This is a genomic window from Cupriavidus sp. 8B, from assembly GCF_054589115.1.
In genome coordinates, this window is record NZ_BAAILO010000412.1 from 91,638 (window position 1) to 114,554 (window position 22,917).

Consider the following 22,917-nt stretch of genomic DNA (forward strand, 5'->3'; position numbering starts at 1 on the left):
GGCGCGCCGTACGCCGCGCAGGACTTCCGGTGGCCCCAGGTCCGCCAGCGTCGCGGCGACGCGCCGCACGTCGGCAGCGGTGATGATGCCGTCCGCGCCCATTGGGGTGACCATCGCCAGGTCCACGTCGAGCTGGCGCGCCAGGGCGCGCACGGCTGGCACTGCCCGCACCGCGCCGCCGCCACGGGACAGGGCGGCGGGCGCTTCCGCGACCACCTGCGTGCCGACCTTGACATCGCCCACCACTGCGCCGGCGTCCTCCTGCCCGCCGGCGCCTTCGAAGCCCGCCAGCGGCGCGCCAAGATGCACGATCTCGCCCGGCTGGGCAAACAGCTTGGCGACCTGTCCGGCGTAGGGCGACGGTATCTCGACGATCGCCTTGGCGGTCTCGACCGAAACCAGCGGTTGGTCGGCCGCCACCGTGTCGCCGGGTTTGACGTGCCATTCGGTGATCTCGGCTTCCTGCAGGCCTTCGCCCAGGTCGGGCAATTTGAAGATCTTCATCGAAGCTCCCAGGAAAGACGTCAAGCGGCCATGGCCTTGCGGGCCGCGTCGGCGATCCGCGCCACGCTGGGCAGGTACTCGTACTCGAGCCTGGCCATCGGCACCACGGTGTCGTAGCCGGTGACGCGCTGCACCGGCGCGGCCAGCGAGTACAGCCCCGCATCGGCGAGGTTCGCCGCGATCTCGGCACCGAAGCCGGCGCTGCGCGGCGCCTCGTGGACGATGACGCAGCGTCCGGTCCTGCCGACCGATTCCAGTATGGTTTCCATATCGAGCGGCTTGAGCGTAGCGACGTCGATGACCGCGGCGGAGATGCCTTCGTCCAGCAGCAGGTCAGCCGCGGCCTGCGTCTCCTGCAGCATCGCACCCCAGCTCACCAGCGTGATGTCGTCGCCGTCGCGCAGCGTGAAGCAGGTATCGAGCGGCAGCGCCTCGCCGTTGTCCGGCACCTCCTGGCGGAACAGGCGGTAGAGCCGGGTCGGTTCGAGGAACACCACCGGGTCGGGGTCCTGCATGGCCGCCAGCAGCAGGCCGTAGGCGCGCGCCGGGGAGGACGGTATCACCACCCGGATGCCGGGAATATGGGCAAACATGGCCTCGGGGCTTTCGGAGTGATGCTCCGGCGCATGGATGCCGGCGCCAAAGGGAGAGCGCAGCACCATCGGGCAGCTCAGCCTGCCGCGCGTGCGGTGGCGCAGGCGGCCGGCATGGTTGATGATGTGGTCGATGGTCGGGTAGATAAACCCGGTGAACTGGATCTCCATCACGGGCACCAGCCCCATTGCGGCCATGCCGATCGCGGCCCCGGCGATGCCCGACTCTGCCAGCGGTGTGTCGATGACGCGCTCGGCGCCAAAGCGGGCCTGCAGGCCCGCCGTGGCGCGGAACACGCCGCCATTCACACCGATGTCCTCGCCGAGCAGTACCACGCGCGGGTCGTGCTCCAGCGCATAGGCCATCGCCTGGTTGACGGCTTCGACCAGATTGATTTCAGCCATGATCCGGTTCACTCCCGATAGTCCCGGCGCCCGGGGAAAAGCGCTGCGCGGTTGTCAACTGCGTCTCCAGCGCCTTGGGCAGGCTGGCATGCAGGTGATCGAACATCGCCGCCGTCTTCGGCAGGGGCGTTGCCAGATAGGCCTCCACCGCGGCCGCCACTTGCGCCGCGCAAGCCTTGCCAAGCGCTTCTTCGCGTGCCGCATCCCATGCGCCGAGCCGCAGCAGATAGTTGCGCAGCCTCGCCACCGGTTCCAGCAGCCAGTGCTGTTTGACCTGTTCGCTGTCGCGGTAGCGCGAGGCATCGTCCGCCGTGGTGTGGTCGCCCAGCCGGTAGGTGATCGCTTCGACCAAGGTGGCGCCTCCGCCGGTGCGGGCCCGTTCCAGCGCTTCGAGCGTGACCTGCCGCACCGCAACAACATCATTGCCATCCACCTGCAGGCCAGGGATACCGGCCGCGATGGCCTTTTGCGCGAGCGTCTGCGCGGCGGTCTGCTGGCTGCGCGGCATGGAGATCGCCCACTGGTTGTTGTTGACGACCAGCACAAGCGGCGCTCGCCAGGCGCCCGCCATATTCATGCCTTCGTAGAAATCGCCTTTCGAGGTGCCGCCGTCGCCCAGCAGGCAAACCGCGACGCGCGGCTCGCGCCGCAGCTTCATGGCGTAGGCAATGCCGGCAGCGTGGCAGACCTGGTTGCCGATCGGCACGCAGTTCGCAAAATCATGCGGCGCCGCCGCAAAATCATTGCCGCGCTCGTCGCCACCCCAGTACAGCAGGCTCTCTGTCATGGAGACACCGCGCTGGAACTGCGCGGCGTGATCGCGGTAGGAGGGCACCAGCACGTCTTCCGTGCGCATCGCGCTGGCCACGCCGACCCCGACCGCCTCCTGGCCAAGCGCGGAAGCGAACGTACCGATCTGGCCAGTGCGCTGCAGCGCAATGGCCTTGAGGTCGAACTGGCGTGTGAGCACCATGGCCCGGTAGAGCGGGATCAGGGCCTCGGGATCGAGCGCAAATGCTGGCAGCGCCTGGGTCGGCTCACCTTGTGGATCGAGAAACTGCGTGTAGCCGATTTCGAATGTTGCGATGGTCGCCATGGCATGCCCTTTGTTCTTGTGTTCCAGTCTTGCACTGGGGGCTGTCTTCTTCTGTGCGCTTCGCCGCTCAAGGAACTGCAACGCGCGCGCTCCACCGGCACGTCAATGCTTGGGGCCCTTCATCGCCTCGGCTTCCCTGGCCGCCATCCGCTCCTCACCGGCCTCGATCGGGTCCATGGCCTCGTCGACCGAAGCCGCCGCGCGCTCGGCGGCCGCGTTGGCTTCTTCGGCGGGGGAATCGAAATCCTCGTCCTCAAAGCTTGGCGGCCTCAGCATATCCGCGAGCATGGCGGCTAGCTCAGGTGTATCCCATGGCGCACTACGCTGCTTTTTCTTCTTGATGTAGTGCCTGACTTCCGCATCCTGTTCCGGGGTCAGGGGAAGACCGCGAAAGGTGCGTTGAGGGTCAATGGCGTCCATCATGGTGCTCCGCAGGGTTGTCCCGTTTTCAGTGTAGCGCTATTGCGGCGGTTAGGGCGATTTCGGGAATTCGCCGGGCGCCGCGGGAACACAGCTTGATGCTGCCGGCGATGGCAGGTTTTCGACCCGCCTGGCGCTCGCATGCGCGCGGCGCGGCGATCACTCGGGCCCGATGCCATCGCGGCTCGATAGCATCGCGATCAGGAAGTCCCGGAACACACGCACCACCTCCGCATGGGTCCTGCCTTGCAGGGTCTGGACCTCGATACTGCGGTCGCTCATCGCGCGGTCCCGGATGGGGACCGCGCACAAGCCGCGCTCTTCCAGCAGCAGGCGCACCGAGACTTCGCTCGCCAGCGTGACGGCATCGTTCAGCCGCGCGAAGTTCAACAGGGTCTCGACGTAGTTACTGGTGAGTACCGGGTCGACCGTCACGCGCTGCCGGATGCAGGCAATGTCGAACACCTGGCGCACGGTGGTATCCGTGTCCGGCAGGGCCATCGGATAACCCTGCAGCTGGGACAACGTGACCTGCCTGGACTTCGCCAGGGGATGGTCGGCACGCATGATGGCAAGGCCGGGGGCCGGCTGGCGATGCTCCACCTTGACGTCCTTCTGCCCGATACGGCTGTAGTTGAAGACCATGCCGATATCGCATTCTCCCTGGCGCACGCGGCGGGTGACTTCGGCCGGCGCATCCACCGATAGCTGGAAGCGGATGCCGCGATACTTCGCTCGGAACGCCTCGATGACGCTCGGCAGGAACTGGATGGCGAAGCCTTCCGAGCTGGCGATGCGGACATGGCCGGAGCCGAGCCCTTGCAACGCCAGCACGTCGGCCACGACCCGCTCTGCCTCGAAGCTGGCTTTGCGGGCATGCGTGGCTAGGAGCTCGCCTGCGGCGCTGAGGACCATCCCCCGTGGCCGCCGCTCGAACAGGACCACCTCCAGGGCCTCCTCCAGGCCGGCAATCTGGCGGCTGACGGCGGATCCGGCGACATTCAGGTGCGACGCCGCCTCGCTGATCGAGCCGCAACGGACCACTTCCAGGAAATAGCGCAGCGCTGTGCTCTGCAAGCGATGGGACTGGGGCACGGCTTCTCCGGCTGGATGGATGGGGTTGCGCAGCTTGCAAGGTTTGCCTAGTTTCTACGGTTTGCAAAAAAGGCAAACCAGGCATCTGAATTCTATGCTTTTCGCAACGTTTGCAAGGCACTAGGATGCAACATCGCCGCCTGGGAAGGCGCCCGCACGAACGATTCGCGCAACGTTGGAAGGAATGCAGAGACATGAGTCGCACACAAGCCGTCGAACTCGCGGCCCGCTACTTTGACGACGGCAGCTTCGAGCGGGTGCTCCGCCAACGCGTGGCGATGCGCACGGAAAGCCAGAATCCCGCCAGCGCCGCCATCCTCACGGCCTACCTGACCGACGAGATCGGGCCGCAGCTCGATACCCTGGGATTCACCTGGAAGCTCGTCGACAACCCCATCCCTGGCGGCGGGCCATTCATGCTGGCACAACGGCTGGAACCCGAGGCCGCCTTCACTCTGCTGACCTACGGACACGGTGATGTGGTGCGCGGGCAGGACGCGCAATGGCGGCCGGGCCTTGGCCCCTGGGAGGTGACGCTTGATGGCGACCGCTGGTATGGCCGCGGCACGGCCGACAACAAAGGCCAGCACACCATCAACCTGGCCGCGCTGGCCCAGGTGCTGGCGCTGCGCGAGGGCCGGCTCGGCTACAACGTCAAGATGATTCTCGAGATGGGGGAGGAAACCGGCTCGCCTGGCTTGCGGGAAGTGTGCGCAAGGTACGCGGACGAACTGGCGGCGGACGTGTTCATCGCCTCGGACGGGCCGCGCGTGGCCGCTGGGCGGCCGACGATCTTCCTGGGGTCGCGCGGGTTCTGCAACGTCAGGCTTGGCGTCAACCTGCGCGAAGGCGCGCATCACTCCGGCAACTGGGGCGGCCTGCTGAGCAACGCCGGCACGCGGCTTGCGCATGCGATCGCCAGCGTGGTGGATGCCAGGGGCAGGGTGCTGGTGCGCGGGCTGTTGCCCGATGGGTTGCCGGACAACGTTCGCGCGGCACTGCGCAACATCGAGGTTGGCGGTGGCCCGTCCGATCCCGAGATCGATCCCGGCTGGGGCGAGCCAGGCTTGTCGCCCACCGAGCGCGTGTACGGATGGAACACGTTCGAGGTGCTGGCCTTCAAGACCGGGAATCCCGACGCTCCGGTGGGGGCGATTCCCGGCCACGCGTTCGCCCTGTGCCAGATCCGCTTTGTGGTGGGCAGCGACAGCGCCAGCTTCGTGCGCCATCTGTGCGAGCACTTGGACGCCCATGGCTTCCAGGATGTGGAGGTCCAGCCGGATGGCGAGCCGATGCAGGCCACCCGCCTGGATCCGGACGATGCCTGGGTGCGGTGGGCCCTGGCGTGCGTGCAGCGCACCACGGGAGAGCCGCCGGCGCTGCTGCCGAACTTTGGCGGATCGCTGCCCAACGATGTGTTTGCGCACGTGCTGGGCTTGCCCACGCTCTGGTTTCCGCATTCGTATCCGGCCTGCAGCCAGCATGCGCCCAACGAGCACCTGTTGGGTAGCGTCGCCAGGCAGGCGCTGCAGGTCATGGCGGGCGTGTTCTGGGACCTCGCCGAAGACGGCGCTGCCATTGCCGGCAGCCGGTCGCGGGGCGCGTGAAGGGACGGCGGCGGCCGGTGCGCGCCTTGCCGCGCCCTTAGCCCGTCAGATCGGAAACTGCGTTGTCGACAGCACCTGCTTGAGCACCATGAACGAGCGGATCTGGCGGACACCCGGCAGGTAAAGCAGCTGCTCCGCATGGAGGCGATTGAAGCTCTCGCTGTCCTTGGTGCGCAGCATCATGAAGTAGTCGAACTCGCCCGTCACCACATGACACTCCATGCATCCAGACACTTGCTGGGCGGCCTTCTCGAACGCCGAGAAGGATTCCGGCGTGGACCGGTCCAGCACCACGCCGATCATCACCAGCATGCCCGCGTCCAGCGCGGCCGGGTTCAGCAGCGCCACGATCCCGCGAATCAGGCCGAGTTCCTTGAGCCGCTCCACGCGCCGCAGGCACGCCGGCGGGCTCAGGCTGACCTTGGCTGCCAGCGCCACATTCGAGATCGAAGCATCGCGCTGGAGTGAGCGCAGGATGGCCTTATCGGTGCGATCCAATGCCTCGGAAAGTGGCGCGGGATGCTCTGATTTGGTGCGCAATTTTGTTTCGTCCATGACGTTCTATAAAAAACAAACAGGTAAAAATCAGTCGTTCATATTTTTTATAGTGCATAAATAGATTGATATTTGCAACCACGTTTCGTGCGTTTTTTTCTAGGATTGACTCCATCGCAGCATCAACGAAAGGTGACTCCACATGCCTGTGTTCTTTGCCAGTCTTGATGCCTGGATTCCCGCCCTCCACCCACGAAACCCACGAAACCCAGGAGTTGCCACCATGAATCTCAAACGCTTTCCCCGCCACCAACTGACCTTCGGCCCCACGCCCATCCAGCCGCTCAAACGCCTGAGCGCGCATCTCGGCGGCAAGGTCGACCTCTATGCCAAGCGCGAGGACTGCAACAGCGGCCTGGCGTTCGGCGGCAACAAGACGCGCAAGCTCGAGTACATCATTCCGGACGCGCTTGCCCAAGGCTGCGACACGCTCGTCTCCATCGGCGGCATCCAGTCGAACCAGACGCGCCAGGTGGCTGCCGTGGCGGCGCATCTCGGCCTGAAGTGCGTGCTGGTGCAGGAAGATTGGGTGAACTATTCAGACGCCGTCTATGACCGCGTTGGCAATATCCAGATGTCGCGCATCATGGGCGCCGACGTGCGCCTGGTCAGCGATGGCTTCGATATCGGGATCCGCAAGAGCTGGGAAGAGGCCATGGAGAGCGTGCGCCAGGCGGGCGGCAAGCCCTACCCGATCCCGGCGGGGTGCTCCGAGCACCCGCTGGGCGGCCTGGGCTTCGTCGGCTTTGCGGAAGAAGTGCGCGCGCAGGAAGCGGAACTCGGCTTCAAGTTCGACTACATCGTGGTCTGCTCGGTGACCGGCAGCACGCAGGCCGGCATGGTGGTCGGCTTCGCCGCCGATGGCCGGGCCAACCGCGTGATCGGCATCGACGCATCGGCCAAGCCGGAGCAGACCCGGGCGCAGATCCTGCGCATTGCCAGGAACACCGCGCACCTGGTGGACCTGGGCCGCGATATCACCGACGACGACGTGGTGCTCGACACGCGCTACGGCGGCCCGGAGTATGGCCTGCCTTCCGAGGAAACCCTCGAGGCCATCCGGATGAGCGCCAAGCTCGAGGGCATGATGACCGACCCCGTCTACGAAGGGAAATCGATGCAGGGCATGATCGACCTGGTCCGCCGCGGCGAATTCCCGGCAGGCTCCAAGGTGCTTTACGCCCACCTCGGCGGCGCTCCGGCGCTGAGCGCCTACAGCTTCCTGTTCCGGAACGGCTGATCCCGCCTGCGCGCCTGCCTGCGCGCACCTGGCTGTCCCTTGGTGCCGGTGGTTGAACGCCGGCATCAAGGGCAGCCTGTTTGACACAGCCCCACTTTGCTCCCCGTCGCTCAATCACAGGAGTCGCGAATGAACGTCGTTCCACGAAGCGTTTCGATGGCGGTGAAGGCGCTGTCGCTGCTGGGCGTTGCCCTATGCGCCGCGCCTGCGCAGGCCCAGGGCTATCCCGCCAGGCCGGTCGTGCTGGTGGTGCCGTTTCCGCCCGGCGGGGCGGTAGACATCATTGGACGCCTGGTCGGCAAGAAGCTGGGCGATCGTCTCGGCCAGCCCGTGGTCATCGAGAACCGCGCGGGCGCCGGCACCATCGTTGGCGCCGGCTACGTGGCAAAGGCCGCGCCCGACGGCTACACGCTGTTCATCAGCTCAGGCTCGACCTTCACGGTCAATCCCGCCATCAACGCCAACCTGCCCTACGATCCGGTGAAGAGCTTCGAGCCGATCGGCCTGGTCGCGCGGGTGCCCTTGATCCTGCTGGCCAATCGCGATGTGCCGGTGGACAACCTCAAGCAGATGATGGCGGCGGTGAAGGCCACGCCGGGGAAATACGCCTACGGCTCGTTCGGCAATGGCACCACCGGCCATTTCGCGGGCGAGATGATCCTGGGCGCCACCGGCATGCAGCTCCAGCACATTCCCTACAAGGGCAGCGCCCCGGCCATTGCCGACCTGATCGGCGGGCAGATTCCCTTCTCGGTCGACACCATTGCGGCGTCCCTCCCGCATATCAAGAGCGGCAGGATCAAGGTGATCGCGGTGGCAGGCGCCAGGCGCGCGACGCTGCTGCCGGAGGTTCCCACCGTCGCAGAATCCGGCTTCCCCGGCTTCGATGCGGATTCATGGGTGGCGATCGCGGCCCCGCGTGGCCTGCCGCCCGACGTCAAGTCACGGCTGGAGAAAGCCCTGGCGCAGGCCATGAAAGACCATGAGATCCAGGAAAAATTGGTGGCCAACGGCCTGGAGCCGTCCTATGCAACGCCGGAACAAGTCGGGACCATGATCGACAAGGACCTGCCGCGCATGCGGGCCATCGCCCAGAAGGCCAACATTCAGGCAAATTGAGCCGGGCGGTTGCCGGCGGGAGCGTATCAAAATGGCGTCTCGTGACCGATTCGGTTCCACCCTGGCGGTCGATTCGATCGCGCAGACGGATCCGCAGGAGCTTCAGGAATGGTGCGACGCGCTCGACGGCGTGTTGTCGGCCTGGGGCCCGCAGCAGGGCAAGGAGCGCGCCTGCGCCATCCTGGATGCGCTGCTGGCGCATGCCAGGCAGCACCGCTTGCAGTGGCGGCCAGAACAGGTGACGCCGTACCTGAACACCGTGCCGGTGGAAGCGCAACCGGCCTATCCCGGCGACCTGGAGATGGAGCAGCGCCTGTCGGCCATCCTGCGCTGGAATGCGCTCGCCATGGTGGTGCGCGCCAACCAGGCGCATGGCGAGCTCGGCGGCCACATCGCGAGCTATGCCTCGGCGGCCGACCTGTTCGAGGTTGGCTACCAGCATTTCTTCCGCGGCCCCGGTGCCGCGCAAGGCGGGGATCTCGTCTTCTTCCAGCCGCATTCGGCGCCCGGCGTCTATGCGCGCGCCTTCCTGGAAGGCCGGCTGGACGAAGCATCGCTGTGCCACTACCGGCAAGAGATCGTTGCCGAAGGCAAGGGCGTGCGCGGCCTGAGTTCCTATCCGCACCCATACCTCATGCCGGACTTCTGGCAGTTCCCGACCGGGTCGATGGGCATCGGCCCGCTCAACGCCATCTACCAGGCGCGTTTCATGCGCTACCTGGAAAACAGAGGGTTGAAAGCGACCAGCGAGCGCCGCGTCTGGGGCTTCTTCGGCGATGGCGAGATGGACGAGCCGGAGTCGATTGCGGCACTGACGCTAGCCGCCCGGGAGAAGCTGGACAACTGCACGTTCGTCATCAACTGCAATCTTCAGCGCCTGGACGGGCCGGTGCGCGGCAACGGGCGCATCGTCGATGAACTCGAGGCCTTGTTCGCGGGGGCGGGATGGCAGGTCGTCAAGTGCCTGTGGGGGTCGGAGTGGGACGCGCTGCTGGCACGTGACCACGATCACGCCATCAGCCGCGCGTTCGCGCAGACCGTGGACGGAGAATTCCAGACGCTCTCGGCCAACGATGGCGCGTTCAATCGCGAGAACTTCTTCAGCAAGACGCCGGCGCTGCGGGCGCTGGTCGAGCATCTGTCCAACGACGAGATCGACCGCCTGCGCCGGGGCGGGCACGACCCGGCGAAGATCCATGCGGCATTTGCCGAAGCCGCCAAGCGCAACGGGCGGCCCTGCGTGGTGCTGGCCAAGACCATGAAGGGCTACGGCATGGGCGCCATCGCGCAAGGCCGCATGACTACGCACCAGCAAAAGAAGCTCGGCCCGGACGATCTGATCGCGTTCCGGGACCGGTTCCAGTTGCCGCTGTCCGACGAACAGGTGGCGCAGGCCGCGTTCTACCGGCCGGCGCAGGACAGCCCGGAGATCCGCTACCTGCAGGCCAGGCGTGCCGCCCTCGGTGGCTATCTTCCCGCGCGCCATCCGGGCACCGAGCCGTTGCCGGTGCCCGGGTTGGACAAGACCGCCGCGTTCGCCGTGCGCGCCGAGGGCAAGGCGATGAGCACCACCATGGCGCTCGTGCGGTACCTGGGCGCCTTGCTCAAGGATCCCGTGCTGGGCCCGCGCATTGTGCCGATCGTCGCCGACGAGGCGCGCACTTTCGGCATGGCGAACCTGTTCCGCCAGGTGGGCATCTACGCGCCGTTCGGCCAGCTCTACCAGCCGGAGGATGCGGCTTCCATGCTGTCGTACCGGGAGGTCAAGGATGGGCAGATCCTGGAGGAGGGCATCACGGAGGCCGGCGCGCTGTCCTCGTGGACCGCGGCCGCCACCAGCTATTCCACGCACGGCGTCACGATGCTGCCGTTCTATATCTACTACAGCATGTTCGGCTTCCAGCGCGTGGGCGACCTGATCTGGGCCGCCGCCGACCAGCGCGCACGCGGGTTCCTGATCGGCGCCACCTCGGGACGCACCACGCTGGGCGGGGAGGGCCTGCAGCACCAGGACGGCACGAGCCATCTGGCGGCCTCGACCATTCCCAACTGCCGCGCCTACGATCCGGCCTTCGCCGGGGAACTGGCGGTCATCGTCGACCATGGCATGCAACGCATGGTCAGCGAACAGGCCGACGAGTTCTATTACGTCACCGTCACCAATGAAAGCGTCGAGAATCCGAGCCTGCCGGCCGAAGCGCACGAAGGCGTGGTGCGGGGCATGTACCTGCTGCGGCGTGGCGGGGCGTTCGACCACCGCGTGCAGTTGTTCGGCAGCGGGGCCATCATGGGCGAAGTCCTGAAGGCAGCGCGCCTGCTCGAGCAGGTGCATGGCATCGCGGCCGATGTCTGGAGCGTGACCAGCTACATCGAGCTGGCGCGCGAAGGGGTGGAGCGCGAACGCTTATGGCGCCACGGCGACATTGCGGCAATCGATAGCTGGTTCGGGCGGCAGCTGGAGGCGGGCAGCGGCCCGATTGTCGCGGCCACCGACTATGTCCGCGCGCTGCCGGAGCTGGTGCGTGCCTTCGTCCCGCCGGGGCGGCGCTATGTGACGCTGGGCACCGATGGCTTCGGGCGAAGCGATTCGCGGGCGGCGCTGCGGCGCTATTTCGAGGTCGATGCCGCAGCCATCGTCCAGGCAAGCCTGGCCGCGATGGCAGAGATCGTGGCGGATGAGATGGCTTGCGAAAGAAAGCACCTGGCTGACGTGATTTCCCTGGCGTCGATATAGCCGGCGACGTCGCCGGATCGAGGCACTGGCCTCGTCAAGCCGCGGTCAGCTGGCGCAGCGCTTCCAGCAGCTTGACCGCGGGGCCGGGCAGGATGCCCTGGCGCCGCCGGAAGGCCGTCAGCGTACGCTTGCCGACCCCGCCGGGAATGTCCAGGATATCGATCACCCCGGCCTTGCGCTCGGCCTCGACCATCGGCTCGGCCATCCAGCTCAAAAAGCCGGATTGCGCGACCAGGCTCTTCAGGGCGGTCACCGAGCGCGTCTCCACGACGATGTTCGGCAGCCCCAGCCCCTGCGCCGCAAACACTTGCCGCATGTGCTCGAACGGCCCGGTGCCCCGGGGCGGGATGGCCCATTGCTGGTCCAGCGTATCGGCCAGGGTCAATGCCGGCCTGCGCCGCAGCGGGTGGCCCGGCGCCGCCACCACGTAGCTGCTGTCCTCCCAGCGGCAGTCGGCAATGGCCTCGATCTCGTCCGTATCCGGCGCGCAGATGCTGAGCGCCAGGTCGATCTCATGCCGGACCAGGCTTTCCGCCAGCCGGTCCCACACGCCCTCGGTGATCTCCACGCGCAGGTTCGGCCACGCCTTGGTGACCCGGCCAACCGCCAGCGGCAGCACCAGGCTGGCGATGCTGCCCACCGCGCCCACCTTGATGGTGCCCTTGGCCAGGCCGCGCATGGCATCGATTTCCTCGCGCGCGTGCTCGGCCTCGCGTTGCAGCAGGGTGGCATGGGGGAGCAGGGCGCTGCCCACCGCGGTGAGCAGCATGCCCTTGGCGTGCCGCTCGAACAGCGGCGCGCCAAGCTCGTCCTCCAGCCGCTTGATGGTGCGGCTCAGGGCAGGCTGGGTCACGTGCAGCGCGTCCGCCGCCCGGCCCAGGCTGCCGCTGGCGACGATGGTGGTGAAGGCCTTGAGTTGGCGCAGATCGAAAGTCATGCGCAAAAGTAATGCCTTTTGACCAAAAAGGCAATATTCAATTAAGGGTCGGGCTCGCATACTTTGCGCACCAAGCAAGCGCCGGCCTTGGGCCAGGCGTTCAACCGAATTCATCGACGGGAGAGATTTGCATGAGCGGTAGCACGACAACCGTGGCGGACGCCGCGCGCAACGCAACCATCACCGTGCGCGACGCCGTGATCGACCTGCTGCGCCAGTTTGGCATCACCTCGGTGTTTGCCAATCCTGGCTCGACCGAGTTGCCGATGTTCCGGGATTTCCCCGCCGACTTCCGCTACGTGCTCGGGCTGCAGGAGGCGGTGGTGGTGGGCATGGCCGACGGTTATGCGCAGGCCAGCCGCAATGCGTCGCTGGTCAACCTGCATTCGGCGGCCGGCGTGGGTAACGCCATGGGCAATATCTTCACCGCGTTCAAGAACCGCACGCCGATGATCATCACGGCGGGCCAGCAGGCGCGCTCGATCCTGCCATTCGATCCCTTCCTGTCGTCCACGCAGGCCACCGAGCTGGCCAAGCCGTACGTCAAGTGGAGCATCGAGCCCGCGCGCGCCGCGGATGTGCCGCTGGCCATCGCGCGGGCCTATTACGTGGCGATGCAGGAGCCGCGCGGCCCCGTGCTGGTCTCGATCCCGGTGGACGACTGGGACCAGCCGGCCGAACTGGTGGCCGCGCGCGCCGTCAGCACCGAGGTGCGGCCCGATCCGGTGGCGATCGGGCGCATTGGCGCCGCGCTGGATGCCTGCGAGCGGCCGGCCTTCGTCATCGGCGGCGCGGTCGATCGCGCCGGTGCGTGGGACGAGGTGGTGCGCCTGGCCGAGACGCACAATGCGCGCGTCTATGTGGCGCCCATGTCCGGGCGCTGCGGCTTCCCGGAAGACCATCGCCTGTTCGCCGGTTTCCTGCCCGCCATGCGCGAGAAGATCGTCGGCCTGTTGGGCGGGCACGACCTGATCCTGGTGCTGGGCGCGCCGGCCTTTACCTACCATGTGGAAGGCGCCGGCCCCCACGTGCCGGAGGGCGCCACGCTGTATCAGCTGATCGACGATCCCGCCATCGCGGCCTGGACGCCGGTCGGCGCATCGGTGGTGGGCAATATCCGGCTCGGCGTGCTCGACCTGCTCGCGCGGCCCGCGTCAAGGATGCGTGCGCTGCCCGCGCCGCGCCCGCCGCGCCCGCGTGCCGAACCGGCACCGCTGATGTCCACCGCCTACGTGCTCCAGACCCTGGCCGAGGTGCGCGACGCTGCCGACATCGTGGTGGAGGAAGCGCCCAGCGCGCGGCCCGTCATGCAGGGCTACCTGCCCTTCACGCGCAGTGGCACCTTCTACACGATGGACAGTGGCGGCCTGGGCTATGGCATGCCTGCCGCGGTTGGCGTGGCGCTGGCGCGGCCCGGCTCGCGGGTCATCGCGCTGATCGGCGACGGCTCCAGCATGTACTCGATCCAGGCCATCTGGAGCGCGGTCCAGCTCAAGCTGCCGATCACCTTCGTGATCCTCAACAATGCGCGCTACGCCGCGCTACAGGATTTCGCGCCGGAGTTCGGCTTCGCCGCGACCGATCCGGTACAGGGCACGGACCTGCCGGGGATCGATTTTGTGGCGCTGGCCAAGGGGATGGGCTGCGAAGGCGTGTGCGTGCGCGACGCCGCATTGCTGCGCGACGCGCTGGCCCAGGGTCTGCGCGTGCCGGTACCGTTTTTGGTAGAGGTCGAGGTTGCCTGACTCGCATTAGGTGATGCAAAGCTGAGGCATCGGTCGAAGCCGACAGGATGCGCCAGAACCGCTTGCGATGACGACGGCAGTTACTCCCTCTCCCCTCACGGGGAGAGGGGCGGTTCGGCTAGGAGCCACTTGAAGCGAAGCCAATGGTTTTGTCCAGCACGAAGGCATGACGAGCGCCCGCCCTCTCCCCCGGCCCCTCTCCCGCAGGCGGGAGAGGGGAGCGAACCGGCGGCATCGGTCGACGCCGACGAGTAACCCGGTGCGGAGCCAATTAACGTGAAGCAAACACAGGAGACAAGGATGCAGAAGATTTCGTTGCTGATCGACGGCCAACAACGCCAGGCAGGCAATGGCGCCACCTTCGAGCGCCGCAATCCGCTGGACGGCGAGGTAGCCACCGTTGCCCCGGCCGCCACGGTAGCCGATGCGCTGTCGGCGGTGGATGCCGCCGCCGCGGCCTTCGACGCCTGGGCCGCCATCGGCCCGAGCGAGCGCCGCGCGCTGCTGACCAAGGCCGCGCATGCGCTGGAAGCCAGGGGCGAAGCCTTTGCCGCCGCGATGGCCGCCGAGACCGGCGCGTCCGCCATGTGGGCTGGCTTCAACGTGCACCTGGCCGCGGCCGGCTTGCTCGAAGCGGCCTGCCTGACCACGCAGATCCATGGCGAGGTCATTCCGTCGGACGTGCCGGGCAGCCTGGCCATGGGCGTGCGCCAGCCGGCCGGCGTGGTGCTTGGCATGGCACCGTGGAACGCCCCGGTCATCCTGGCCGTACGCGCCATCGCCTTGCCGCTGGCCTGCGGCAATACCGTGGTGCTCAAGGGCTCGGAAATCTGTCCCGCCACCCACGGCCTGATCATCGAAGCCCTGCAGGAGGCCGGCCTGCCCAAGGGCGTGGTGAACTTCGTCACCAATGCGCCGGCCGATGCGGGCGAACTCGTGGAAGCCATGATCGCCCATCCGGCGGTACGGCGCGTGAACTTCACCGGCTCCACCAGAGTGGGCAAGGTCATCGCCGCCAGCTGTGCCAGACACTTGAAGCCGGTGGTGCTTGAGCTGGGCGGCAAGGCCCCGTTGCTGGTGCTGGACGATGCCGACATCGATGCCGCCGTTGCCGGTGCCGCCTTTGGCGCGTTCGCCAACTCCGGCCAGATCTGCATGTCGACCGAGCGCATCATCGTCGACAACAAGATCGCCGACGCCTTTGTCGCGCAACTGGCCGCCAAGGCCAGCTCGCTACCGCTGGGCGACCCGCGCAAGGGCCCGGTGGTGCTGGGCTCCGTGGTGGACATGAGCACGGTTGAGCGCTGCAACGCGCTGATCGACGACGCCCTGGCCAAAGGCGCGAAGCTGCTGTGCGGCGGCAAGGCGGACAGCACCCTGATGCCGGCCACGCTGCTTGATCACGTCACGCCGCAGATGCGGATCTACGCGGAAGAGTCGTTCGGCCCGGTCAAGCCCATCGTGCGCGTCAGCGGCGAAGCCGAGGCCATCGCCTGCGCCAACGATAACGAGTACGGGCTTTCGTCGGCGGTGTTCAGCCGCGACGTGGCGCGGGCCATGAACGTGGCCAGGCGCATTCAATCCGGCATCTGCCATATCAATGGCCCGACGGTGCACGACGAGGCGCAGATGCCCTTCGGCGGCGTGAAGAGCAGCGGGTTTGGCCACTTTGGCGGGCAGGCCGGCATTGCCGAGTTCACCGACCTGCGCTGGGTCACCGTGCAGACGACGCCGCGCCGCTACCAGTTCTAGGCCGCAGGCGGCCGGGTTGCCGCCACGCCGGAACACTTCCATCCAACCAACGCCGGATCCCGGCGAGGCCTATGATCAAGATCGCAATTCTCGGGGCCGGGGCCATGGGCTCGCTGTTCGGCGGACGCCTTGCCGAAGCGGGCCATGCCGTTACCTTGCTCGATATTAACGACGCGCATCTCGACGCGATCCGCCGCTTTGGCCTGCGCCTGCAGACAGATGAGGCGGACCGGCGGGTCCACGGCATGCGGGCGGTGCGCCCGGAACAGGCGCACGCCATCCCCGATCTGCTTATCGTCTTCACCAAATCCATGCACACGCGCGCCGCGATGGCAGGCGTGCGCCACCTGCTCGGCCCGGGCACGAACGTGCTGACGCTGCAGAATGGCCTGGGCAGCGTCGAGGCGATCGGGGAGTTCGTTCCCGCGCAGCGGCTTCTCATCGGCGTCACCACATGGCCGGCCGACCTGGTTGGCCCCGGGCACGTGCATTCGCACGGCGAGGGCGGGACCCGGATGATGAGCGCCGATGGTGTGGACCGGCCCGCCGTGGCGGGGACGGTAGCGGCGCTGGAGCGCGCGGGGCTGCACTGCACTGCTGACGCGGATGTGTGGGCCGCCATCTGGGAGAAGGTGGCGTTCAACGCCGCGCTGAATCCCCTGTGCGCGGTCACCGGCAGCACCGTGGACCAGTTGGGCAGCATCCCGGATGGCCCGGCGCTCGCCTTCTGCGTGGTGGCCGAGGTGCTGGCCGTGGCCAGGCGTCATGGCGTGGCTGTCGATGCGGACAAGGTCGGCGCCAACGTGTTGCACGCCATCGGCCACCACATCGGCCACAAGCCTTCCATGCTGCAGGACATCCTTGCCGCCCGGCGCACCGAGATCGATGCGATCAACGGCGCCGTGGTGGCCGCGGCGCGGCGCCACGGGGTGCCGGTGCCCTGCACCGAGAGCCTGCTGCAACTCGTCCGGCTGATCGAGGCCAGGGCGGCAAGCGGCGGACAGGGCGCCAGTCCGCTCCGGCAGCACTGAGCCACGGCCCGCCATAGCCTCAAGGCGCGATACGCAATACGCAATACGAAATACAAAAAAGCGCTGGCCCCGGCCAAAGCGCCCATCGACAGGAGACACGCATGCATACCCATCTGTTCCGCGCCATTGCCGCGGGCCGCATTTCAATCCGCCGTGGAGCGTCATCATGAGCGCTAACCTGCAACAAGCCGGCGCGTCGATCGATGTGGGCAGCGTGCTCGACGACGGCCCTTACACGACCATGCAGAAGGTCGTCGTGATGCTGGCGGCGCTGTCCATCGTGATGGACGGGTTCGATGGCCAGTTGATCGGCTTCGCGATACCCGTGCTGATCAAGGAATGGGGCATCACCCGCAGCGCCTTCGCACCCGCGGTGGCGGCCGGGTTGGTGGGCATGGGCATCGGCAGCGCGTGCGCGGGCCTGTTCGCGGATCGCTTTGGCCGCAGGTGGGCCGTGATCGGCAGTGTCTTCCTGTTCGGCGCGGCTACCTGCGCCATCGGCTTCGCTCCGGACACGACGACGATCGCCGTGCTGCGCCTGATCGCCGGGCTTGGCATCGGCGGCGCGTTGCCAAGCTCCACCACCATGACGGCCGAGTTCACCCCGGCACGCAGCCGTACGCTGGCGGTGACGGCCACCATCGTCTGCGTGCCGCTTGGCGGCATGCTGGCCGGCCTGTTCGCCGGCGTGGTCCTGCCGGCCTATGGCTGGCGCGGCTTGTTTTTTATCGGCGGCGCCCTGCCGCTGGGCCTGGGCGTGCTGCTGATGCTGGTCCTGCCGGAGTCGCCGCGCTTCCTGGTGCGCCGCCCGAAGCGGTGGGGCGAACTGCGCCGGCTGCTCGGCCGCATGTCCAGGCCGCTGCCGGCGGACGCGGCCTTCACCGACCTGGCCGAGCGCGGGGCGGAGAGCCGCAAGGGCTTCGGCGCGCTGTTCGCGCCCGGGCAGGCGCGCGACACGCTGGCGATCTGGTGCGCATTCTTCATGTGCCTGCTGGCCGTCTACAGCGCCTTTAGCTGGCTGCCGACCATGCTGGCATCGGAGGGACTGAACGTGGCGGTCGCGGGCTCCGGCCTGACCGCCTACAACCTCGGCGGCGTCATCGGCGCGCTGTGCTGCGCGGTTGCCATCGCGCGCTTCGGCTCGCGCTGGCCGCTGGCGATCTGTTGCGCCGGCGGTGCGGCCAGCGCGCTGCTGCTGCAAGGCGTGGATGTCCGCCACAGTACGGGGTTGCTGATCTTTGGCCTGGGCGTGCATGGCATGTTCGTCAATGCGGTCCAGTCGACCATGTACGCGCTGTGTGCCTTCGTGTATCCCACAGCCGTACGGGCCACCGGCACGGCGTCGGCGCTGGCCTTTGGCCGCCTCGGGGCAATTCTCAGCGCCTTCGCCGGCGCGGCGGTGATCACCGCGGGTGGCGCGTCGTCCTACCTCGGCATGCTCGGCGCGGCGATGGCCGCCGTGCTGGTGGCGCTGCTTGCGGTCAAGGGGCATATCCCGAAGCTGGCGCGCCCGCTGGCCAGGGGTGACGCGGTCCTCGCACGTTCCTGAGGCCCTGGCTCCATGCAACCTCCCCGGCATACGGCATGACGGCGCTCCTCAATCTCGAAGCGTACCGGCGCCTGGCGCAGCGCCGGCTGCCCCGCATCGTATTCGACTACATAGAAGGCGGCGCGGATGACGAGTCCGGGATCCGGCGCAATCGCGATGCGCTCGATGCCCTGTTGCTGGACCCGGCGCGCCTGACCGATGTGAGCGCGCGGGACCTGTCGGCCACCCTGGCGGGCGCGCGCAGCGCGGCGCCGCTGGTCGTCGCGCCGATGGGACTGAACGGCGCCTGCCGGCCCGATGGCGACGTGATGCTCGCGCGCGCCGCCGCCCGCGCTGGCATTCCGTTCACGCTGTCCACCGCGTCCAACGTGGCGCTGGCGGAGGTGGCGCGCCGTGCCGGCGGCAGGCTGTGGTTCCAGCTCTATGTGGTGCAGCGAGAGCACGCCCGCGCGCTGGTCAAGGGCGCGCTGTCTGCCGGCTATGAAGCTCTGGTGCTGACCACGGACGTGACCGTGAACGGACGGCGCGAGCGCGACCTGCGCAACGGCTTCGCGGTGCCGTTGCGCCTGACGCCGCGCATCGTGGCAGATGCGGCGTTGCACCCCGCGTGGACGATCCGGCAATGCCGGCATGGCTTGCCGACGCTGCCTAACGTGGATGGCGGTGCCGATGCCGGCGCCCAGGCTGCATTGCTCCAGCGTCGCATGGACGCCAGCTTCTGCTGGGACGACCTCGCCGCGTTGCGCGACATGTGGCCGCGCGAGCTGTACGTCAAAGGCATCCTGAATGCCCGCGACGCCGCGCGCTGCGTGGCACTCGGCGCGGACGGCGTCATCGTGTCGAATCATGGCGGCCGGCAACTCGCGGATCTTGCGGCGCCGATCTCTGTATTGCCCGAGGTGGTGGCGGCCGTCGGCGGCGCGCAGACGCTGGTGGACAGCGGCTTTCGCAACGGCCGGGACGTCGTCAAGGCGCTGGCGCTAGGGGCACGCGCCGTCATGCTCGGCAGGCCCTTGCTCTACGGCCTTGCCGCGCGTGGCGAGACCGGCGTGGACGAGGTACTGGCCATGTTCGTGGCCGACATCGACCGGACCCTGGCGCTGCTTGGTTGCCCGGACGTCGTCTCGCTTTGGCCAGGACGGTACATCCGGAATTCGCTATGATCCGGGATCGGAACCGTCTTTCGCGCGGCCGGCATCCCCAGGTGCGCCGAGGCAGATAGCCGCGCCAGGAGGCCATTCGGCGCGCGCCTATGCCAATGACCCAGACGAGCAGCAAAACCCCCGTCACATCAGCCCAACCCGAAGCGCAGGCGGCCGCCCTGGCGCATCGGGCGCAACGGATCGTCACCGATGCCGACGGCTGCCGCATGGTCTGGCGCCGCTTTGGCCAGGGGCAACCCGTGGTCCTGCTGCATGGCGGGCATGGCAGCTGGCTGCACTGGGCGCGCAATATCGAGGCGCTGGCCGCGCACCGCACGGTGTGGGCGCCGGACATGCCGGGATTTGGCGAGTCGGACGATATTGCCAGCGATCTTTCGGTGATGACCGGCACGCTCGTCAAGAGCATCCGGCAGTTGCCCGGCTGCGCGCAGGCCGTCAGCCTCGTCGGCTTCTCCTTCGGCGGGCTGGTTGCCGCCAACGTGGCGGCGTCGCTCGGCACCGTGCCGCGGCTGGCGCTGATGGGCTCGGGCGGGCACGGCGGCATCCGCCGCCAGCAGCGCGCGCTGGTGGACTGGCGCCAGGCGCAGGACGCCGAGGCCCTGGCGGTGGCGATGCGTTATAACCTGGAGGCGTTCATGATTGCCGACCCGGCCAAGGTCGATGCCATGGCGATGTACGCGCATACCGAGTCATGCCGGCACACGCGCTTTCGCAGCAAGAACATCTCGCGCTCCGGCGACCTGCGCGATGCGCTGGACCGCTTCGGCGGCGAGGTGCTGCTGGCCTGGGGCGAGCACGATGTCACGGCGGATCCTGTCCCGGCCATCGCGGCGATGACCCAGGACAGCCCGCGCCGCGAAGGCCGCGTCATTGCCAACGCGGGCCACTGGGTCCAGTACGAGGCCCACGAGCCAGTCAACGCGCTGCTGGACGGCTGGCTGCCGAAATAGCCGGCGCGGCGACCGCCGAATACGTCTTCTGGTAATGCACCGTGAACGTGCCCAGCGCCGCAAGTGCTGCCTGCGGGTCGTGGCTCGGCTTGACGGCGAAGGCATCAAAGCCGCAACGCGCCATGTAGTGCACCGTGTCAATCATCACGTCGCCCACCGCGCGCAGCTCGCCGGCCCAGCCATATTGCGTGCGCAGCAGCTGCGCCAGCGAATAGCCGCGCCCGTCCGTATAGACCGGGAAATCGATCGCCAGGTGCGCGATGCCGGTGGCATCGATGGTGGCCGCGTCCGCTTCGAGCAAGTTTTCAGGGTCGGCATCCGGGCCGAGGTAGACGGCCACCGGGTGGCGGCGCAGGCGTAGCGTGTCGCGGGCTGCCCGCCACGTGCCAAGGGTGACCAGCCAGCCGTCTTCGTCTGGCGGCATGGCGTGCGCTGCCGATGCCGATGCCGATGCCGAAACAGACGCGCTCTCGTCCGACACGAAGGCGCGCCAGATGTCTGCTTCGAGCTGGCCGTTGCGAATCACATTTTTCAGGGGCTGCGTGGATTTGTGATCAGGCACGGGCTTCCTCCGCTTGCTGCCGCCGCGCGACGATCCTCGGGTCCTGGTAGACCGCCTGCTTGAAGGGCTCCGGGCCAACCCGCTCCACCACGTCGATAAACCGCTCCGCCTCGCTGTCGCGCAGGGACAGGTAGGTATCGATCAGCAGCGCCACCACGTCCGGGATTTCATCGCGCGCGAACGACGGGCCGATGATGCGGCCGATGGCGGCGCCGCCGCCCTTGTGCTGTTCCAGCAGGGCGTGGCCGGCCGCGCCGTTCTGACGCCCGCCGATGGTCACCTGGTACCACTCCTCGCCGGCCTTGTCCACGCCGAGGATGCCGATATGGCCCACGTGGTGGTGCCCGCATGAGTTGATGCATCCGGAGATGTTCAGGTCCAGCTCGCCGATTTCGAACAGGTAGTCCAGGTCGTCAAAGCGGCGCTGGATGGCCTCGGCCAGGGGGATCGACACCGCGTTGGCCAGCGAGCAGAAATCCCCGCCCGGGCAGGCAATGATATTGGTGAGCAGGCCGATGTTCGCCGTCGCCAGGTTCAACGCGTCCAACTCCTGCCAGAGCGCGAACAGCGCGCCGCGGCGCACGTCGGCAAGGATCAGGTTCTGCTCGTGCGAGACGCGCAGCTCGCCAAAGCCGTAGCGCTGCGCCAGGTCCGCCACCGCATCCATCTGGTCGGCGGTAATGTCGCCCGGCGGCGTGCCGGTGGCTTTCAGCGAGACGGTCACGGCGGCGTAGCCGGGCACGCGATGCGCATGCACATTGCTGCGCAGCCAGCGGGCAAAGCGTGGATGCGCCGCCGCCAGGGCAGGGCTGGGCCCGTCCTCGTGCGCCGCGGCGGGGTCATAGGCGGGCGTGGTGAAGCGGCTCGCCACGCCGGCCACGAAGTCCGCGCTGACCGTGTCCGGGCCGCCGCGGATCCGCTGCCATTGCTCGTCCACCTGTTGCGCGAACACGCCCGGCGTCAGGTCCTTGACCAGGATCTTGATGCGCGCCTTGTACTTGTTGTCGCGTCGGCCGTGCAGGTTGTAGACCCGCAGCGTGGCCTGCAGGTAGGTGAGCAAATCCGACCAATGCACGAAGGCGTTGATCAGCTTGCCCACCATCGGCGTGCGGCCCATGCCGCCGCCCACCCACACCCGGAAGCCAAGCTCGCCGTCGCGCTCCACGGCCTGCAGGCCGATGTCGTGCACGCCCACCGCCGCGCGGTCCGTGGTGGCGCCGCTCACCGCGATCTTGAACTTGCGCGGCAGGAAGGCAAACTCCGGGTGCAGCATCGACCACTGGCGGATGATCTCGCACCACACCAGCGGGTTCACGATCTCATCCGGCGCCAGCCCGGCGAAATGGTCGGTGGTGGTGTTGCGGATGCAGTTTCCGCTGGTCTGGATCGCATGCATCTGCACTGTCGCCAGCTCCGCCAGGATGGCGGGCGCGTCTTCCAGGCGCGGCCAGTTGAACTGCATGTTCTGCCGCGTGCTGAAGTGCCCGTAACCGCGGTCCCAGCGGCGCGCTATCTCGGCCAGCTTGCGCAGTTGCCGCGACACCAGCATGCCGTAGGGGATCGCCACGCGCAGCATGGGCGCATGCCGCTGGATATAGAGGCCGTTCTGCAGCCGCAGCACGCGGAACTCGTCCTCGGTGAGCTGGCCGCTGAGAAACCGTTCAGTCTGGCCGCTGAACTGCGCAACGCGCTGGTCGACCAGTTGCTGGTCGACGGTGTCATACACATACATGGAGCACTTCCAGGTGTGCCGTGCGGGGAAGGGGAGTTCGCCCCGCCGGCGAGGGGCTTGTGGGTAGCCATCAGGCTAGCGCCCCTTGCCCGCGCCGAACAGGAGCAGATGGTGCCTGTTCGGGCCGG

General features: G+C 67.7%; 19 protein-coding genes. 10 read left to right on the forward strand and 9 right to left on the reverse strand.

Annotated features, from left to right (window positions below):
• From ACYP5B_RS39130 to ACYP5B_RS39150, 5 genes are all read right to left on the reverse strand, one after another.
• Positions 1-504: biotin/lipoyl-containing protein (locus tag ACYP5B_RS39130; RefSeq protein ID WP_459573188.1), on the reverse strand; the 504-nt coding region annotated here is incomplete at its 3' end.
• Positions 505-524: 20 nt separating this feature from the next.
• The gene (locus tag ACYP5B_RS39135; RefSeq protein WP_459573189.1) at positions 525-1,502 is read right to left on the reverse strand and encodes an alpha-ketoacid dehydrogenase subunit beta; all 978 of its coding nucleotides are present in this window, start codon (positions 1,500-1,502) and stop codon (positions 525-527) included.
• Positions 1,495-2,598 carry a pyruvate dehydrogenase (acetyl-transferring) E1 component subunit alpha gene (gene pdhA / locus ACYP5B_RS39140; protein WP_459573190.1) on the reverse strand — a complete coding sequence of 368 codons (1,104 nt, stop codon included), beginning with the start codon at positions 2,596-2,598 and terminating at the stop codon, positions 1,495-1,497. Before pdhA ends, ACYP5B_RS39135 begins: the two co-directional genes overlap by 8 nt.
• A 102-nt stretch (positions 2,599-2,700) precedes the next feature.
• Entirely contained in the window at positions 2,701-3,021 is a 321-nt protein-coding gene (locus ACYP5B_RS39145) for a hypothetical protein (protein ID WP_318235275.1), read from the reverse strand.
• Between the two features lie 156 nt (positions 3,022-3,177).
• Positions 3,178-4,113 carry a LysR family transcriptional regulator gene (locus ACYP5B_RS39150; protein WP_400096452.1) on the reverse strand — a complete coding sequence of 312 codons (936 nt, stop codon included), beginning with the start codon at positions 4,111-4,113 and terminating at the stop codon, positions 3,178-3,180.
• A 194-nt stretch (positions 4,114-4,307) separates the two neighbouring features.
• Here ACYP5B_RS39150 and ACYP5B_RS39155 point away from each other — a divergent pair, with 194 nt between their 5' ends.
• Positions 4,308-5,720: a M20 family metallopeptidase gene (locus ACYP5B_RS39155; protein WP_459573191.1), complete on the forward strand. Its 1,413-nt coding sequence runs from the start codon at positions 4,308-4,310 to the stop codon at positions 5,718-5,720.
• A 45-nt stretch (positions 5,721-5,765) separates the two neighbouring features.
• Here ACYP5B_RS39155 and ACYP5B_RS39160 read toward each other — a convergent pair whose 3' ends face one another.
• Positions 5,766-6,275 (reverse strand): Lrp/AsnC family transcriptional regulator, encoded by a 510-nt coding sequence (locus tag ACYP5B_RS39160; RefSeq protein ID WP_400096450.1) that lies wholly within the window; start codon positions 6,273-6,275, stop codon positions 5,766-5,768.
• Positions 6,276-6,498: 223 nt separating this feature from the next.
• On the opposite strand from ACYP5B_RS39160, the gene ACYP5B_RS39165 reads away from it, so the two are divergent.
• From ACYP5B_RS39165 to mdeB, 3 genes are all read left to right on the forward strand, one after another.
• Complete coding sequence (locus tag ACYP5B_RS39165; protein ID WP_459573192.1) at positions 6,499-7,515, forward strand: 1-aminocyclopropane-1-carboxylate deaminase; 1,017 nt, start codon at positions 6,499-6,501, stop codon at positions 7,513-7,515.
• Positions 7,516-7,671: 156 nt separating this feature from the next.
• Positions 7,672-8,634: a Bug family tripartite tricarboxylate transporter substrate binding protein gene (locus ACYP5B_RS39170; RefSeq protein ID WP_459573277.1), complete on the forward strand. Its 963-nt coding sequence runs from the start codon at positions 7,672-7,674 to the stop codon at positions 8,632-8,634.
• A 31-nt stretch (positions 8,635-8,665) separates the two neighbouring features.
• The gene (gene mdeB / locus ACYP5B_RS39175; RefSeq protein ID WP_318235270.1) at positions 8,666-11,368 is read left to right on the forward strand and encodes an alpha-ketoglutarate dehydrogenase; all 2,703 of its coding nucleotides are present in this window, start codon (positions 8,666-8,668) and stop codon (positions 11,366-11,368) included.
• 34 nt (positions 11,369-11,402) lie between these two features.
• Here mdeB and ACYP5B_RS39180 read toward each other — a convergent pair whose 3' ends face one another.
• Entirely contained in the window at positions 11,403-12,305 is a 903-nt protein-coding gene (locus ACYP5B_RS39180; RefSeq protein WP_459573193.1) for a LysR family transcriptional regulator, read from the reverse strand.
• A gap of 131 nt (positions 12,306-12,436) precedes the next feature.
• Between ACYP5B_RS39180 and mdlC the strand changes: the two genes are divergently transcribed.
• The 6 genes from mdlC to ACYP5B_RS39210 all read left to right on the forward strand — a co-directional run bounded on the left by mdlC (position 12,437) and on the right by ACYP5B_RS39210 (position 20,495).
• Positions 12,437-14,050: a benzoylformate decarboxylase gene (gene mdlC / locus ACYP5B_RS39185; RefSeq protein WP_459573194.1), complete on the forward strand. Its 1,614-nt coding sequence runs from the start codon at positions 12,437-12,439 to the stop codon at positions 14,048-14,050.
• Between the two features lie 300 nt (positions 14,051-14,350).
• Positions 14,351-15,802, forward strand: coding sequence for an aldehyde dehydrogenase (locus tag ACYP5B_RS39190; protein WP_459573195.1), 1,452 nt, complete (start codon positions 14,351-14,353; stop codon positions 15,800-15,802).
• A gap of 74 nt (positions 15,803-15,876) precedes the next feature.
• Positions 15,877-16,833 (forward strand): ketopantoate reductase family protein, encoded by a 957-nt coding sequence (locus ACYP5B_RS39195; RefSeq protein ID WP_459573278.1) that lies wholly within the window; start codon positions 15,877-15,879, stop codon positions 16,831-16,833.
• A gap of 166 nt (positions 16,834-16,999) precedes the next feature.
• Positions 17,000-18,382 carry an MFS transporter gene (locus ACYP5B_RS39200; protein ID WP_459573196.1) on the forward strand — a complete coding sequence of 461 codons (1,383 nt, stop codon included), beginning with the start codon at positions 17,000-17,002 and terminating at the stop codon, positions 18,380-18,382.
• 35 nt (positions 18,383-18,417) lie between these two features.
• Positions 18,418-19,545: an alpha-hydroxy-acid oxidizing protein gene (locus tag ACYP5B_RS39205; RefSeq protein ID WP_459573197.1), complete on the forward strand. Its 1,128-nt coding sequence runs from the start codon at positions 18,418-18,420 to the stop codon at positions 19,543-19,545.
• 89 nt (positions 19,546-19,634) lie between these two features.
• The gene (locus ACYP5B_RS39210) at positions 19,635-20,495 is read left to right on the forward strand and encodes an alpha/beta fold hydrolase (protein ID WP_459573198.1); all 861 of its coding nucleotides are present in this window, start codon (positions 19,635-19,637) and stop codon (positions 20,493-20,495) included.
• On the opposite strand, the gene ACYP5B_RS39215 is transcribed toward ACYP5B_RS39210, so the two are convergent.
• Positions 20,461-21,057 (reverse strand): DUF934 domain-containing protein, encoded by a 597-nt coding sequence (locus ACYP5B_RS39215; RefSeq protein WP_459573199.1) that lies wholly within the window; start codon positions 21,055-21,057, stop codon positions 20,461-20,463. The two genes, ACYP5B_RS39210 and ACYP5B_RS39215, sit on opposite strands and share 35 nt — an antisense overlap.
• Positions 21,050-22,789, reverse strand: a complete 1,740-nt coding sequence (locus tag ACYP5B_RS39220; protein ID WP_459573200.1) for a nitrite/sulfite reductase — start codon at positions 22,787-22,789, stop codon at positions 21,050-21,052. Before ACYP5B_RS39220 ends, ACYP5B_RS39215 begins: the two co-directional genes overlap by 8 nt.
• Between the last annotated feature and the right edge of the window lie 128 nt (positions 22,790-22,917).